This is a genomic window from Bacteroides sp. 3_1_23 (assembly GCF_000162555.1).
GTDB lineage: Bacteria > Bacteroidota > Bacteroidia > Bacteroidales > Bacteroidaceae > Bacteroides > Bacteroides ovatus.
The window spans coordinates 413696-430674 of sequence record NZ_GG774955.1; the positions used below are offsets into that span (position 1 = coordinate 413696).

At 41.0% G+C, this 16979-nt stretch carries 8 protein-coding genes and 2 pseudogenes; 6 read left to right on the plus strand and 4 right to left on the minus strand.

Features of this window, described 5'->3' with window-relative positions; genetic code table 11:
* Positions 1-310 precede the first annotated feature (310 nt).
* From HMPREF9010_RS05100 to HMPREF9010_RS0124700, 3 genes and pseudogenes are all read left to right on the plus strand, one after another.
* A pseudogene (locus HMPREF9010_RS05100) lies at positions 311-1894 on the plus strand (glycoside hydrolase 43 family protein); the annotation flags it as partial.
* A gap of 120 nt (positions 1895-2014) precedes the next feature.
* Positions 2015-2314 carry a carbohydrate-binding protein gene (locus tag HMPREF9010_RS26620; RefSeq protein WP_232284381.1) on the plus strand — a complete coding sequence of 100 codons (300 nt, stop codon included), beginning with the start codon at positions 2015-2017 and terminating at the stop codon, positions 2312-2314.
* Between the two features lie 223 nt (positions 2315-2537).
* Positions 2538-3304: pseudogene (locus tag HMPREF9010_RS0124700) on the plus strand (class I SAM-dependent methyltransferase).
* A 133-nt stretch (positions 3305-3437) separates the two neighbouring features.
* Here the strand turns inward: HMPREF9010_RS0124700 and HMPREF9010_RS05095 are convergent.
* Positions 3438-7778, minus strand: a complete 4341-nt coding sequence (locus HMPREF9010_RS05095; protein WP_008650731.1) for a hybrid sensor histidine kinase/response regulator transcription factor — start codon at positions 7776-7778, stop codon at positions 3438-3440.
* A gap of 477 nt (positions 7779-8255) precedes the next feature.
* Between HMPREF9010_RS05095 and HMPREF9010_RS05090 the strand changes: the two genes are divergently transcribed.
* The 3 genes from HMPREF9010_RS05090 to nagB are packed head-to-tail and all read left to right on the plus strand — an operon-like array spanning position 8256 to position 11349.
* The gene (locus tag HMPREF9010_RS05090; protein WP_004305273.1) at positions 8256-9233 is read left to right on the plus strand and encodes a TIGR01212 family radical SAM protein; all 978 of its coding nucleotides are present in this window, start codon (positions 8256-8258) and stop codon (positions 9231-9233) included.
* Positions 9234-9291: 58 nt separating this feature from the next.
* Entirely contained in the window at positions 9292-10488 is a 1197-nt protein-coding gene (locus tag HMPREF9010_RS05085; protein WP_004305272.1) for an FprA family A-type flavoprotein, read from the plus strand.
* 48 nt (positions 10489-10536) lie between these two features.
* A complete protein-coding gene (gene nagB, locus HMPREF9010_RS05080) occupies positions 10537-11349 on the plus strand; it encodes a glucosamine-6-phosphate deaminase (protein ID WP_004301540.1) in 813 nt (270 codons plus the stop codon).
* A 102-nt stretch (positions 11350-11451) separates the two neighbouring features.
* Here nagB and HMPREF9010_RS05075 read toward each other — a convergent pair whose 3' ends face one another.
* The 3 genes from HMPREF9010_RS05075 to HMPREF9010_RS05065 all read right to left on the minus strand — a co-directional run bounded on the left by HMPREF9010_RS05075 (position 11452) and on the right by HMPREF9010_RS05065 (position 16886).
* Positions 11452-13578 carry a GDSL-type esterase/lipase family protein gene (locus tag HMPREF9010_RS05075; protein WP_008650732.1) on the minus strand — a complete coding sequence of 709 codons (2127 nt, stop codon included), beginning with the start codon at positions 13576-13578 and terminating at the stop codon, positions 11452-11454.
* Positions 13579-13723: 145 nt separating this feature from the next.
* Positions 13724-14338 carry an L-threonylcarbamoyladenylate synthase gene (locus HMPREF9010_RS05070; protein WP_004301542.1) on the minus strand — a complete coding sequence of 205 codons (615 nt, stop codon included), beginning with the start codon at positions 14336-14338 and terminating at the stop codon, positions 13724-13726.
* 19 nt (positions 14339-14357) lie between these two features.
* The gene (locus HMPREF9010_RS05065) at positions 14358-16886 is read right to left on the minus strand and encodes an AsmA-like C-terminal region-containing protein (RefSeq protein ID WP_004309434.1); all 2529 of its coding nucleotides are present in this window, start codon (positions 16884-16886) and stop codon (positions 14358-14360) included.
* Between the last annotated feature and the right edge of the window lie 93 nt (positions 16887-16979).

Sequence of the window (16979 nt, forward strand, 5' to 3'; positions counted from 1 at the left end):
CTGCAATAGTACGCGCTTTTCATTATTTTTGTGGGGAATATCCGGTAGAAAAGGAGGATTTCCTATGCAAGGCTTATTTGGAGCCGATAAATCCATAGACCTGTTCAAAGATAAAACATTTTAGCCGAATAGGACGTGAACTTTATAATGTAAATAGAAAGATACCGAAATGTTTGTTTGAAAGGGTAGGTATGATTGTCCTCCTTTTGTACTGATTATTACTCTGGCAGGATGGAGGAAATGCTTAATGTTGCATTGTTAATTAAGCTCATCCGGGCGTTTATTTATTGATTAAAATGCGAATACTATGATGTATCATTCAACTTGTTCTTTTAAGTGTTTACCTTGTCTTTTGATTCTGGGGTGCATATTGACGTTCCTGCAAGCTTGTGCACCTGTTCAGAGACATATCCTGTTTTCCTCCGATAATGGTGACGGAACCTATACCAATCCGGTGATTAATGCCGATTATCCTGATCCTGATATTATCCGTGTAGGGGAGGATTATTATATGGTTAGTTCGTCCTTTGTGGCAATGCCGGGAATTCCGGTCTGTCATTCGAAAGATTTGATTAATTGGCAAATTATCGGTCATGCTTATGACAGTATCACTTTCCAGCCTCAATATCGGATGGAAAATGAGAAAACGGCTTATAGCCGTTTGTGCTGGGCCCCTACCATCAGATATGATGAAGGTATTTATTATATAGGAGTCAATATTGCGGATGATGGTTTCGTCATGTTTAAGAGTACGAGGCCGGAAGGTCCTTATACGATGCATAAGTTTGAAAAGCGGTTGTATGATCCCGGCTTTTTTATTGATGATGACGGTAAAAAGTATGTCACTCACGGGAAAGGGAAAATCTATCTGACGCGGTTGAAAGATGATGCTACGGGAGTGCTCGACCCTCAAGATAAGGGAACGCTCATTATAACAGCTCCCGAAGGTTACGGCCATTTGTTTGAGGGATGTCACACTTATAAAAGAAACGGATGGTATTATGTCTTTAATCCGGCGTTGGGGTATGATGGAGTGCAGATGATAAGTCGTTCACGGGACCTTTACGGGCCTTATGAAACGAAAGTTCTGATAGATGATGATATTAATTATGCCGGTGCAGGTGTTCATCAGGGCGGATATATAGAAACGGCTGAAGGAGAATCCTGGGCATACACTTTTCAAGATCGCGATTATATGGGGAGGTGTCTGATGTTGTATCCTATGAAATGGGAGAATGAATGGCCGGTTGTCGGACCGGAAGGCAGACCGGGGAAAGGAGTGGTTACTTATCGGAAACCGGCAGTCAGAGGTAAACATAAGATGAATTATCCTCATCATTCCGATTCTTTTGACAAACCGGAATTGGCTCCGGTCTGGGAATTTAATCATGTTCCGCATAAAGAGAAGTGGAGCTTGACGGACAGGCCGGGTTATTTTAGAATATATGCTCAACATGTCAAAGGTTTTTATTAGGCGAGGAACTCGTTAACTCAAAAGGTGACAGGACCGTATAGCACGGGCACGGTATTATTAGACTTGTCCGGCTTGAAGGAAGGTGACTTTGCCGGAAATGGGATTATGGGAAGAATGATGTATCAATTTGGAGTCAGAAAGAAGGACAACCGCTTTTGGCTTGAAATGAGAGAAGGGAACCGGGATGCGGCAGAGATGATTGTGGATAGTCTTGAATTGAATGATGTTCAGAGAATCTATCTGCGCACAGAAACAACGAAAGAAGGGGCTACCCGTTTTCATTATAGTTTGGATAATCGCCAATATCATTGTTTCGGTCCTGAAGATGTTTCTAATTTCTGGGGATTTCTAGGGATACGGCATGCACTCTGTTGTTATAATGTAATGAAAGGAAATCCTTGCGGATATGCCGACTTTGACTCTTTTGAACTGGAAAGTGCGCATCGCGGCAATCATTATGATGCATTTACGGAGATAGACTTCTCTCGTTATGACGACCGGGAAGGGATGACATTGGTTCGTCCTGTCGGCAAACGTCCGATGCAATTTCTAACGGATATAAAGGACGGTGATTGGCTTGTGTTTAATAACTTGACATTTAAGAAAAGACCCGGAAAGGTAACATTGGAATTGCAGGCTTCGAATCCGGGTGGAGTTCTTGAAATGAGAAGAGGCTCTTTACAAGGGGAACTGTTGGCTTCTTGCACTATTCAATCTACTAACGGGGAGTGGACGAAGCAGAGTTTTGAAGTGAAGAAATTACGGAAGAAAGAGAAAGTCTATTTTGTATTCAGAGGTTCAAATAAGGGATTATCTATTAAAAATTTCATATTTGAGTAGAATATCCAACAAGATCATATATTGAACCTTTATCGAAATAGAAAATCACTAAAGTAAAGGTTTTAGAGGATAATCATAGCTGGCTTATAGATATTTACTACATTTGCGAACGACTGGTAGTTCTTCTGGTTGTGTATAGAATATCCTTTTGGTACATTGTACGTTGGGGATATTCTCGTTTGTATAAGAAATAATCGTAAATAATGAATATTGGAGGACATAAATGAATAGTGATTATAAAGTTGGCGATTTAATTTATGATGCAAATATTTATGATGGAATGAATACCAGCATGGATGATTTGCAATTTTATAAGCGGTGGTTACCTAAAAACAAGGATGCCCGAATACTTGAGCTTTGCTGTGGAACTGGCAGACTTACTCTTCCTATTGCAAAGGATGGATATGATATAAGTGGGGTTGATTACACTGCTTCAATGCTCCATCAGGCTAAGATGAAAGCTGCCGAGGCTGGACTAAGAATCAATTTCATTCAGGCGGATATCAGGACTCTGGATTTACAGGAGAAGTACGACCTTATTTTTATTCCATTTAATTCGATCCATCATTTATATGAGAATGAAGATTAATTTAAGGTACTTCATGTCGTTAAAAATCACCTCAAAGACGGAGGCTTATTTCTGTTGGATTGTTTTAATCCGAATTTCGGTATATAGTTGAAGGTGAGAAAGAGCAGCAGGAAATAGACACGTATACAACTGATGATGGAAGAGAAGTCTCGATAAAGCAGACAATGCGATATGAAAATAAAACCCAGATTAATCAGATCGAATGGCATTATTTTATCAATGGTGAATTCAATTCTATTCAAAATCTGGATATGAGAATGTTTTTCCCTCAAGAGTTGGATTCATATTTGGAATGGAATGGTTTTAGTATTATTCATAAATATGGAGGATTTGAAGAAGAAGTATTTAATGATGATTCGGAAAAACAGGTGTTTGTTTGTCAATGTAAGTTTGGATATTGATGTGTTGTTGACAGGCAAATCTCTTTATCTTGTATGAAAAGTCCCTTTATATCAGTTTACTCTATCGAATTTTGATTGATCGAATAATGAGACAACCGGGTATAAAGGGACTTTTTATATTCTTATCAAAGAGTTATTTTTTTCTCTCTTTGTATTCTGACGGGGTAATTCCTATCACTTTCTTGAAGCACTTGCTGAAATATTTCGGATCGTTGAATCCCGTCATATATGCTACCTGGGAGAAGTTATATTCGTCGCTGTCAATCAGTTGTACGGCACGTTTGATACGTATTTCCCGTATAAAGTCAACAGGTGTCAGTCCGACGATTGATTTTAATTTCCGGTAGAAGATTGTACGGCTAAGCATCAACTGTTCTGCAAATTCGTCAATCGTTAGTTCGGCATTGTCCATCTGTTCTTCCATGTATGCCATTACTTTTTTCATAAATTGCTCGTCGTATGGAGTAATCTGTGGTTGTGAAGGAGTCAGAGGATCGGGAGAAGAGGTATTCTTTCCTTCCATCAGCCTATTCATATAGAGCTCCTGCAATGCTTTGCGTTGTCGTAACAAGGAGGCTACACGGGTCTTTAGATAAGTAGCACTGAAAGGTTTGGTGATATAATCGTCAATGCCTTGTTCCAATCCGGCGATACGGTCGTCCAGAGAGGCTTTGGCTGATAATACAATGATGGGGATATGGCAAATATTGTTGTTCTCTTTGATTTGCCTAATCATTTCTAAACCGTCCATCACCGGCATCATAACATCGCTGATAATAAGATCGGGCAGGTCGTCAACAGCATGTTGCAATCCCTCTTCACCATTGGAAGCTGTGATTACCGTATAATTCTCCGACAAAATACTTTTCAGAAAAGCCTTTAACTCTTCATTATCTTCTACCACCAATATGGAGAAACCATCCGAATTAGTCTCAAGGTCTTCTTTTTCTTCCACCTCTTCCGGCGCTTTCATGCTATCGACGGGATGAGGTGCTGAACTCTGACTATCATTCAGGATAAATTCGACTTGTACATCCTCTTCGAAAATTTCCCGTTGTAAAGGCAAGCTTACTGTAAAACGGCTGCCTATTCCGGGTTGACTATTTACTGTAATAGTGCCATGATGCATTTCCACCATCTCTTTCACGAGAGACAGCCCGATGCCGGAAGATGGTTGCAGAATATTCTGTTTTACCAATGACTCGAAGCGTTGGAACAAGGAATGTTGCTTTTCTACTGCAATTCCGATTCCTTCGTCTGCAACCTCTATCTCTACCGTCTTCTCTTTCGTTGTGATATTGACTGTAATCGACTTGTCGGCAGGTGTATATTTGAATGCATTGGAAAGCAGATTGAAGAATATCTTTTCAAACTTATCTCTATCCACCCAGCTATATACCGACTGGATGGTAGAAGTCAGCTGATAGTTTATGTTCTTTTCTTCAGCTATCAGTTTGAAGCTACTCATCACCTTTTGCAAAAGTGGGATCAGATCGGTCTCTTCAATCAGTAGTTTCATTTTCTGATTCTGAATCTTGCGGAAATCCAGAATCTGATTCATCAGTCGGAGCATGCGCTCTGTGTTCTGATGTACCAAAGTCAAATGCTCACGGGCGGAAGGAGAAAGCGGTTCATTCTCTAATACCTCTGTCACAGGGCTACTGATTAAAGTTAGCGGAGTACGTAACTCATGAGATATGTCAGTAAAGAATCGCAGTTTGATATTTGCTAATTGTTGTTCCATATCCACTCTGTGACGTAACCGGTAGATGTAAAATAATACATATACGATGCTTGCCGTAAAGAGTATGAATAGAATGAAATAGAACAGCCATGCCCAGTAGGTTTCCCAAAAGGTGGGGAGTACATGTATAGATAGAGTCCGTACATTGTCCACCCAGACCCCGTCACTGTTTGTTGACTTTACCTGCAACTGATATTTGCCTGCAGGCAAGTTGATGTAGCTAGCGGAACGGTTATTATCTGCTTCATTCCATTCTTCTTCTAGTCCTTGCAGGCGATAGGCATATAAAATCCCTTTTGGATTGACATAATCAAGTGCAGCAAACTGGAAAGTTACATTCCTTTGAGAGGGCTCCAGTTCCAATTCTTCCAGATTGTCAATGGAGTGATCGGTAAGGTGTCCTTGAATCTTGAGTCCTGTAAACACAATAGGAGGAACATAGCTACTCTTCCGCATCTTCTCCGGAGAAACTTCCAGAAAGCCTTTATCAGTTCCTAAGATAATCTGGTTGCGGGCATTGATAATAGGAAGAGCTTCGGAGAAATTGAATTCCTGATAGATGGAACTTAATTCATAGTTCTCAAAAGTTTCTTTGGCTGGATCGAATTTGGAGAGCGCAATCTCCGAAACAACCCATAGTTGGTTCTGTGTATCTTCAATCATTGATAGTGCCAGATCGGAAGCCAGCCCGTTGTTCTTGTCGTAGTTTTTGAATTGGATATTCTCGTTCAGCAGATTGGGAGATATCACTTTATTTACTCCTCCGGTAAAGCTGACAACATAAGTCGTTTTATTCTTGTCCGTATAGATATGCATGATATCGTTGGCACTAAGACTGTTTTTATCTCCCGGTCTACGGATATTCCGGTAGAATTTAATCTCTTCCAGGCGTTCGAAGTTGTTCGAGAATGTCAGCAGTCCGTTAGTCGTTCCCACTAAAATCACTCCTCCCGGAGCTTCTGCAATATTGCGTACTTTCATACCGTAAGCTATGGGATAGTTTCTTAACTCATTATTACTATGAATAAATGAAACTTTTCCATCTTTAGCTTGTGCCAGCAGATTTAATCCACCCCCATAACATCCTATCCAAATATTATTACGACTGTCCTGAAAGATAGCATAAATGCTATTACTGCTTAAACTATAAGGATCATTTGTCTGGTGTTCAAAATGGTGAATAGAGTAATGATTTGCTCCTGTCTTTTTAAGTTGGAAAAGTCCGATTTCTTTAGTCCCCAACCATATATTTCCATCTTTGTCTTCCAGAATTGAATATACCCCATTATAGAACGATTGTTTTTCCTTAATGATATTTCCTTGTTTGGATAAGTACCCCACCAGGTTACCATCCGGTGCGAATATTTGGATATAATTAGATTTCGATGCTGTCCATAGACGTTTATTGCTGTCTTGCAGGAATGCACGTGTTTCTGCCTCGTAATCAGTCAGGTTAAATTGATAGCTCTGTGGAAAGAAGCATAGTTTCTCTACACCACGTGCTGTTGCAAACCAACAGTTTCCCTGATTATCCAATGTATAAGACCTGACTAACGGACTGAAAATAGACTTAGGATTATTGATATCCGTAAGAAGCGGTTTGAGAGTTCTTTCTTTCCGGTCATAGTAGCAAAAGTTTCCTTCCGTGGGGAGTAACCATAGGTTTTTCGCATTATCTTCAAAAATAAGTTTGCGACTTTTACGCCCATGCTTGATAATCTCATCTTTTGGGGTGAACAGATGCTCTTTTTCATTGGTCACGAGGTTAAGATGGACAATGCCCGGATCTTTTGAAAAAATCCAGATATCTCCCAAGTGGTCTTGATAGACAGATTCTACATCGTTGGAAGTTTGGGTAGCTGTACGGATGTCTATTTGCTGGAAACTGTTCTTCGGGATAGAATACAAAATCACTCCATTATCCGTTCCCAAGGCCAGCATATCTTTTCCTATGGTGGTGACATTGTTTATTTTATGATGCGGATAAGGAATATCTACGAATTTCAGTTTTTTAGTGTGGAAGTCATATCTGGCTAACTTGTCATTTTCTGCAATCAGATAGATCGTTTCCTTTATTTGGGTGATGAACTGGAAAGGAAAGTCAGTATCCAGTGTTTTCTTTCCTATGATGGAAACACCTTTGTCTGTCAATATCCATTCATCTTCTTCAGAGTCTTGATAAATGTTAAATATTTGATATCCTTTCAGGTTGTGGTTGGAAGCTGAATAAAGTGTGATACCTTCTCCTTTTTTGCATAATTGTTCGTCCACTCTGAATGCATATCCGCTTTCACAGAGAATCCAGGCAATCCCTTTCTCCAGCGAATAAATGCGTGTAACATTGTTAGTTTGTTTCGTGGAAAGTTCAATAGGTTGGAGAACATCAATAAACTTCTCGGTTTCCACATCAAAAAGACAGGCTTGTCCATCGTAAGTGGGGCACCATATATCTCCGTATTTGCTTTCTGAAATAGTTCCCATGCGATTACTGCCGAATGCATATTTACTCTCTTGCGAAGTTTTATATGTCTTAAAAGTGTATCCGTCAAACTTGTTAAGCCCGTTCCAGGTACTAAACCAAACAAGCCCTTTCTGATCCTGTAAAATGCTCATTACATTACCTTGAGCGAGACCGTCACTCACGGAGAAATGTTTAACTTGGCAGATAGGTTGAGCAGCTATATCGATCGCTATTGTTAGAAGAAGAAATAAAGTATGGAGCCGTTTCATAGTAGTTACTTTAATGTTTATAGCAAAAATAAACAAAACAATGCAGAATGGAAAGTCCGATAAGTGGTTTGAACGAATAATACTCGTTTTTTCCTATTTTTTCCTCTTCATCCTATACAGCATTGATCTCTATGTTGTGTTTTGAACAAAAATAAGAGAGTAATATTAGTTAAAAAAATCCTCTTTATAATCTGAATAAGATTATAAAAGAGGATAATTTTATTGACAAGAGTTGCATGGGGTATGGTGAGATGAAATCATAATTGGGGAATAAATTGCACAAGACTTTCACAAGTATCCTCCTGCCAATGCCTAAAATCATAGCAAAGCTAATTAAATAGTTTTTCGAATTGCAATATTTATTAATTTATCTTATGGTATTTATGAAATTTTTAATATATTGAAGATATTTTGTGCCAACTTTCCGTAACTCGTTGATTTTGCTTATGTTTGTAGGTAAAATAAAGAATGAAGTGAATGAATATGTCTACACAGCTATTATATAATGATTTCCCTACTTTTTTGCGGAAATATTTTCCTTACAAAGTACAAAAGATTTCATTGAATGCAGGTTTCACTTGCCCCAATCGTGATGGTACAAAAGGGTGGGGTGGATGTACTTACTGCAATAACCAGACTTTTAATCCGGATTATTGTCGGACAGAGAAATCTATTGCTATTCAATTGGAAGAAGGTAAATGCTTTTTTGCCCATAAATATCCGGAAATGAAATATTTGGCCTATTTTCAGGCCTACACCAATACATATGCGGAGTTGGAAGGCTTGAAGCGTAAGTATGAGGAAGCATTGGCGGTGGATGGGGTAGTCGGGCTGGTGATTGGTACGCGTCCCGATTGTATGCCGGAAAGTTTGTTGCGTTATCTGGAAGATTTGAACAAACATACGTTTCTCATGGTAGAATATGGGATCGAAAGCACTTGTGATGAAACCTTAAAACGCATCAATCGGGGGCATACTTATGCAGATACAGTAGAAGCTGTGTGTCAGACAGCGGCCTGTGGTATCCTGACAGGTGGACATATCATCCTCGGACTTCCGGGAGAAACACATGATACAATGGTGGCACATGCCGAAATTCTTTCCGATCTGCCTTTAGCTACACTTAAAATCCATCAGTTACAGTTGATCCGTGGTACGCGAATGGCGCATGAGTATGACGTAACTCCTGCTGGCTTTCATTTGTTTAACGAGGTTGAGGAATATATTGATCTGGTGATTGATTATGTAGAACATCTCCGTCCCGATATGGTTGTGGAACGTTTTGTTTCCCAATCTCCTAAAGATTTATTAATAGCTCCGGACTGGGGATTGAAAAATTATGAATTTGTAGCTCGTTTACAAAAAAGAATGAAAGAAAGAGGTGCTTATCAAGGTAAGAAGTATAGGGATTCGGAAAAAAGGATTATTTTTGCAAACGATAAACTTACCACTTAATAAATAGCTGTTTTGCGGAGTATAGAATAGTGGAAGAAATATTTAATGGATTTGAAAGATGGAAAGTAAAACAAGAATTAAAGGAAATGTCCACTATGTGGGAGTAAATGACCGTAACAAGCACAGATTTGAAGCGATGTGGCCATTGCCCTATGGAGTTTCATATAACTCTTATCTGATTGATGATGAAATGGTGGCATTGGTAGATACGGTAGATATCTGTTATTTTGAAGTCTACTTGCGTAAAATCAAGCAAGTGATTGGAGAACGTCCCATTAATTATTTGATTATAAATCACATGGAACCAGATCATTCGGGATCTATCCGATTGATTAAACAACATTATCCGGAAATTATTATCGTGGGTAATAAGCAAACATTCGGTATGATTGAAGGTTTCTATGGGGTAACCGGTGAACAATATCTGGTAAAGGACGGTGATTTCCTCGCTTTAGGACGTCACAAACTGCGTTTTTATATGACTCCAATGGTGCATTGGCCGGAAACGATGATGACTTTTGATGAAACGGATGGAGTTCTTTTCTCCGGTGACGGATTCGGATGTTTTGGTACTGTAGATGGCGGATTCCTGGATACCCGGATCAATGTCGATAAGTACTGGGGAGAAATGGTTCGTTACTACTCTAATATCGTTGGTAAATACGGAAGCCCCGTGCAAAAGGCTTTGCAGAAATTAGGTGGACTTCCCATTTCTGCCATTTGTTCTACTCACGGACCTGTATGGACAGAGAATATTGCAAAGGTGATCGGCATATATGATCGTTTGAGTCGTTATGATGCGGATGAAGGTGTTGTTATTGCCTACGGAAGCATGTATGGAAATACAGAGCAGATGGCGGAAGCTATTGCTGAAGAGCTTTCTGCACAGGGGGTTAAGAATATCGTTATGCATAACGTAACAAAGAGTCATCCTTCTTATATCATAGCGGATATTTTCCGTTATAAGGGATTGATTATCGGTTCTCCTACGTATAGTAATCAGATATTTCCGGAGGTGGAAGCGCTGCTTTCAAAGATTCTGCTGCGTGAGGTGAAGGGACGCTATTTGGGTTACTTCGGTTCTTTTGCATGGGCAGGTGCTGCGGTGAAACGTCTGGCGGAGTTTGCTGAAAAGAGTAAATTCGAATTGATCGGTGATCCGGTGGAGATGAAGCAGGCTATGAAAGACCTGACTTATACCCAGTGCGAAAATCTGGCACGTGCCATGGCGGACCGTTTGAAGAAAGATCGTTAAAACAGTGAATGAGATAATTTATTAACTAACCTATAAAATAATCGACTTATGAGACTTATTATTCAGCCGGACTACCAGTCCGTATCTCTGTGGGCTGCACATTACGTTGCCGCTAAAATAAAAGCTGCCAATCCAACCCCCGAGAAACCATTTGTATTGGGCTGTCCCACCGGATCATCTCCTCTGGGCATGTATAAAGCTTTGATCGACCTGAATAAGAAAGGAATCGTTTCCTTCCAGAATGTGGTAACATTCAACATGGACGAATATGTAGGATTGCCGAAAGAACATCCGGAAAGCTATTATTCTTTCATGTGGAATAACTTTTTCGGTCATATCGACATTAAACCCGAGAATACTAATATTCTGAATGGTAACGCTCCGGATCTGGATGCAGAATGTGCACGTTACGAAGAAAAGATCAAGTCATACGGTGGCATCGACCTGTTCATGGGTGGTATTGGTCCTGACGGACATATTGCATTCAACGAACCGGGATCTTCATTGACTTCACGCACTCGTCAGAAAACGTTAACAATGGATACCATCATTGCTAACTCCCGTTTCTTTGATAATGACATCAACAAAGTTCCTAAGACTTCTTTGACAGTGGGAGTAGGTACTGTGCTTTCTGCAAAAGAAGTGATGATTATTGTAAATGGTCATAACAAAGCTCGTGCTTTGTATCATGCGGTAGAAGGTGCTATCACACAGATGTGGACAATCAGTGCATTGCAAATGCATGAAAAGGGTATTATCGTTTGTGATGATGCTGCTACAGCTGAATTGAAAGTGGGTACTTACCGTTACTTCAAAGATATCGAATCTGCTCATTTGGATCCGGAATCATTGATTAAGTAATTTGTGATGAAATAATAGAAATAAGGGCTGCGCACTGAAAATGTGACGCAGCCCTTTTAATTTCTGATACTATTATGTGAAGATTAGATTTTGGATGATTGTCTAACGAGCAAGTATTTTGGCTATTTCTGTTGCTGCTACTTTATATCCTTCACCAGTGAAATGAATGTAATCATTTCCATAAAGTCCGTCTTTCATAGTTCCGTCCGCTTCGGTGAACCATTTGGTGGGATTGATATATTCAACTTTCTCGAATCGGTGATGTTGTAATATGTCATGAATCTTATCACATTGTGTGCGCACTTTACTCTGTTGTTCCTTACCGGATGGAAACAGACCTAAAAGAATGATACGTGATTCGGGGAATTGCTTCCGTACTTCATTGGCTACTGCGATAATTCCTTCAGCCGTGTTTTCAGGACTGTCTTTTCCACTTATCAGATTATTAATTCCAATGGCAATCACTATGTTTTCAGGGTGGCAACTATTGTAGTTATCATAACGGACACGCCAAAGCAGGTTTTGCGTGCGGTCGCCGGATATGCCGGCACTTTCCCAATTATCCTTTCCTATGGCATTGTCCATAGCCTCTTTGCCGGGCTTGTAAGTCACTTCTTTTCTGTTACCTCCCCAACCTTGTGTGATGGAATTTCCCAATAACAACAGTTTTAAATGTTTCCCATTGAGAGTGGCGGTTATGTCTTTTGCTACGCTGTTCCAGTCCGAGTTTTGGGTCCATCCGGCTGCCGAACGGAATTCATTTCCCGGTACAGGATGCACACACATATTTTCCGCCCTGTTCGTAGCTTTGAGGATGAACTGCACAATAGGCTCGGGATTGTTGAGGGAGTGCGGGTGATGATCCACTCCAGGCTTATGAATAATAGTAATTGGTGCATGCAATTCCTCCATACGTTGTTCGAAAATGGCTGTGTTTTCAGCAACCGACACCACTTGATCAGCATCACCTACCACGTGCAGGATGGGGATTCCAGCTTTTGCCATTGTCGGTGCACAGTCTATCGGATTCTTTTTCCAGTTCAACGCTTCAGCTTCGTTTTTAAAACCGTAAGCATTGAGAAGTTGTTTCGTATCCATGGCGGAACCGGCAGATTTACCTTGTCCCATAGGCCAACTTTTGAAGTCCATTACGGGGGCATCTGCATAAATACATGCCACTTTTTCCGGGTTTTGTGCCGCCCAGTTATAGACAATCAGCCCGCCACGACTCATCCCTTCAAGTGCCACTTTCTTGTTGAATCCGGCTTTCACCATTCGCTTGTAAAAACTATTCCAGCGTTGAACAGCTTTATCCGAGCCATATAAGTCGGCTACATCACAGTAAACAATATGAAAGCCATGTTCCAATAATGCTATGTCAGTCTGTGGCTCATGCCCCCAAAAGCGTGCACGAATCATCCAAGGTTTTCCTATGGCTTCTTTTGCGGGCTCTACTACAAGGCATTTTACTCCCTCATTCTCAAATTCATACCCTTGGTGTCCATGGAAGTTGAATCGTTTGGCATCTTGTATTCCCAGTGATGTCTGCAGCTTTGTTGGAGAAGCTGTTGCTTTTACAGCGAGATATTTATATATCTTTTGGGCCATGACTCCTGCTCCGATAGAAGAGGGGTGCAGTTTGTCCGGTAGCATAACCGAATCCCACTGGTCGCCGAAGAGATTAAACAGATTGATAATTTCCAGTTGATTTTTCCAGGCCAATTCTTCCACCGTGGGGCGTACCTCGTTTTCTATCAGTTGTGCATTGATTTCCGAACCCTCCGGCAGGAAACAACGGATAGGAGTCAGGAGAATAATACGTGGATGTGATTTCAGATTCCGATATGTGTCAATTAATGTCTGGTAATTGTCTTTGAATTCGTTTTTGTATTTCCAGTTTTGCGGTTTGGTATCGTTAGTACCTAATTTGATTAATACAATATCGGGCTGATATTCCAGAGATGCTTTGTAGGTATCTGTTTCGGAATATGGGTAATCTCCTTTAGACAATATAGTTCGACCAGAGGCTCCGAAGTTTTTGACCTCATACCCATCTCCCAGATAAGCTTGAAGTTGTGCCGGATAGCAGTTCATTTCCCGGTTGGGGATGAATGCTCCATAAGTAATACTGTTTCCTATGCACGCTACCCGTATGGGTTCACTTGCAAATGATTGGATAGTAATGAATAGACATACAAGAAAGATGCCGATGTGATTTAATTTTTTCATGATGAATATGATGATTTTGGTTTGTTGGGGGGATAACCAATCGTTGTTTTGCTGTGTATAAACGAACTGGCATGCTACTAATAATAAAACTTATTTATTCACGTTCCTATCATATAGCATACCAGTTCGATTCATTTTTCGGCTTTTATACCTCTTCCAGCCAGCCTTTCCCTTGCCGGATGATTTCCAGTTCGTCGTCGGTACATTTCACTACAGTGGAAGGTTCTATACCTCCGATACCTCCGTCAATGACCAGATCGACAATGTCACCGAACTTCTCATCTATCAGTTCGGGATCTGTCATATATTCCAAGTCCTCATGCTCTTCGTAGGGCAGAGTGGTCGTCATAATGGGAGCATCCAGCAGGCGTGCGATTTCGCGGATTATATTATTATCCGGCATACGGATACCCACTTCTTTCCGGTTGCGGAAGATTTTGGGTAACCGGTTGGTTCCGTTCAAAATAAAGGTGAATGGCCCTGGAAGATTATGCTTCATCAGCTTGAATATATTATTGTCTACTTTCGCATATTCGCTGATGCTACTCAAGTCATAACAGATGATAGACAGATTGTTCTTTCTAGGGTCTATCTCTTTGATCCGGCATATCCGTTCTATAGCACGTTCCTTCAAACCATGACAGCCGATGGCGTACATCGTATCAGTGGGATAGATAATCAGTCCGCCGTCATTCAGGATGTCGATGATTCGTTGTAAATCCTGCGGGTTATTATTTTTGTCATATAGCTTCAGAAGCATAATTCATTCTCCTTCTCTCTTATTTGAGTTTCTTTTTTAAGAAATCCAGTGCCTTTTCTGCTGCTTTCTCTGTCACCTTTTGTTTGATTGAATCCTTATTGGCGGTAGCGGCAGAGTCCAGTCCCAGTTTCTGTCCGAGTTTGCTGATAGCTTCATCGGCTACAGCCTCGACAGCTTGATTGGCCATGCTTTTAGTATCGACGCTGACTTTCGGAGAGGTAAATGAACCTCCGATCTTCAAGTCAAGAGTCATTAGTTTAGAGATATTGCCTACAGATGCCGGCAACTTCACTTTTCCGGAGTAGTCGATGGTTTGATCGAGGCCTGTGCTACCGGAAAGATTCAATGTGTAGTCTCCCATCTTGATATCGAACGGTTTGGTTTCTACGCGTCCGTCTTTGATGGTGAAATCCAGTGTCATATCTTTCACCTTCATGTCTTTCAGACTTGGCTGTTTAACGGCATCGGCTATTTCGTCGATTGCTTTCACTCCGCTTAAACTAAGATCACGGGTGGAAAGGCTACCATCACCTTGCATTGTATTCAGTACAGGGCTCATGGTTGCATCCAAATCTGTCAGTACATTAATACTTCCGGAGAAATTACCTTTCAGGTTTTCGAAGATAGGAGCCATCTTCTGCACCATGTCCAATTCTTTGTAAGCTTGTGCGAAACCGATATTGGAGAGTTTGAATCCGGCTTTCATTTCCGGCTTCTTTACGTTGGCAGTGGAGTAGTAGCCGTTCATGACCACGTTGCCACCCATGGTATTCATGGAGAGGTTTTTCATATCCACTTTGCCATCTTTTACCACAAGCTTGCCGTTCATATTATTGAAAGACATCTTATCGAATAACACCTGTTTCAGGTTAGCGTCCATTTGGAAGTCGATGTTGCGGGGAACTTCCATAATACCCGTGGCAGCTGTAGCTACGGAGTCGGTAGACGCAGTTTCTGATGCAGTCGCTTCATCCGCAGAAGCAGCCATGAAGTCGTTCAGATTGAAATAGTTGGAACGAATATTCAGGTTTCCTTTCAATGTAGTACCTTTCAATGCGTAACCGATATAGTTTTCAAACCGACTGTCGGCTGTGATATCATTCTTTCCGATGTTGACGGTTGTCTCGCTCAACTGGAGGTATTTCGGGGTGAAAGTGAAGAGAGACTTCTTGATTTCTACGTCCGGCATATCTTTCATTTTGAGTTTCATACCCGTCAGTCCGATAGTACCTGAAGCTTGCATACGTTCGTATTCCTCTTTTTCGATATAGGAAAGGCGTCCTGACATTTGCATATCGGCGTCAATGGTACCGTTCAACTCCATATCTCCAAGTGGATAGACTTGTTTTATCATACCTAAATTGAGAATCCCTTTAGCTTCAGCTTTAAAGTCCGGATCGCTGATCGGTGTTTTTACATTAGCCGTCAGGCTAAACGGATTTCCGGCAAGACGGAAACTGAAAGGATTGATATTGACCGTCGTCAGGTCGATATTTCCTCCCGGGTTCTGGACGTTGGCACTGATATTGATTTGATCCACTCCTGCCGGTAAAGCCGGATAGCGGAACATGGCATTCTTGACTTGCATATCAATGTTGAATGCAGGAACGGTGTCGCCTTGCAAGATACCTTTGGCCGTTGCAGTAAGCGTAGCGGTTCCGTCTGTTTTCAGACTGGAGAATTCCGTTGCATAAATGGCTGGAATCAGTGACAAGATTTCCTTAAACCCGATATCGTTCGTGTTAAGTTTCAAGTCTATGTCGATAGCCGGATCTTTCAAGGCTACCCAACCGTCGATACCTGCCTGAATGGCGTTGAGGCGGATGGTGTTGTCTTTTAATGTGTATTTGTTATTGGCAAGGTCGGCATCCACATCCATTGTTGCGGAGATATTGGCATTGGCCAGGAAAGGGATTCCATTCATCTTGTAAGTAAGTGATTTGGTTTCCGCTTCCAACTTCAGAGTAGTGCGGTCACTTCCTAAGTCTCCGGCGCAGACTGCGTTAAAGTCGCGGATATCAGCATACATCTTTCCTTGTTGATCGTCATAAATCAGGTTCATGTTTTTGATAACAAAGCGTTGTAGCTTCACTTTGAAAGGAGAAGATGCTTCTTCTTCTGAAACAGGAGCTTCGGCTGTTGCTGTTGTATCCGGTTTCATAATATCCCAGTTGGCACGTCCGTCCGGCAATACAATGGCATGTAACCGTGTATCTTCAATGAATATTTTAGAAATATCGTAACCGCTATCTCCGAAAAGAGAGAATAAGTTGACTGCGGCAGTAACTTCTCCGGCCTGTACAAGGGTGTCGTTGGCAAATTCACCAGTACCTTTTAACCAGAAATCCTCGAGAGTGACAGAAGCCTGTGGAAAGTTACGGAACAGGCTAATGTTAAGGTTCTTAAAGTCAAATTGTGCATTAAGCATCTTGTTGCCTTCTGTTTTTACAATGTCGGCTATCTTTCCCTGGAAGGCGAAAGGAAGAAGGAACATCAGAATGATGATGACTCCTACTGTGATAGCTGCGATTTTCAAACCTTTTTTCATTTGCTTCTATTTTAAGAGTTTGAGATATTACAAAGAGCAAAACTAATAAAAGTTTTTGATATAGAGGGAGAATCAGTTCCTTTTCTTTCGTCT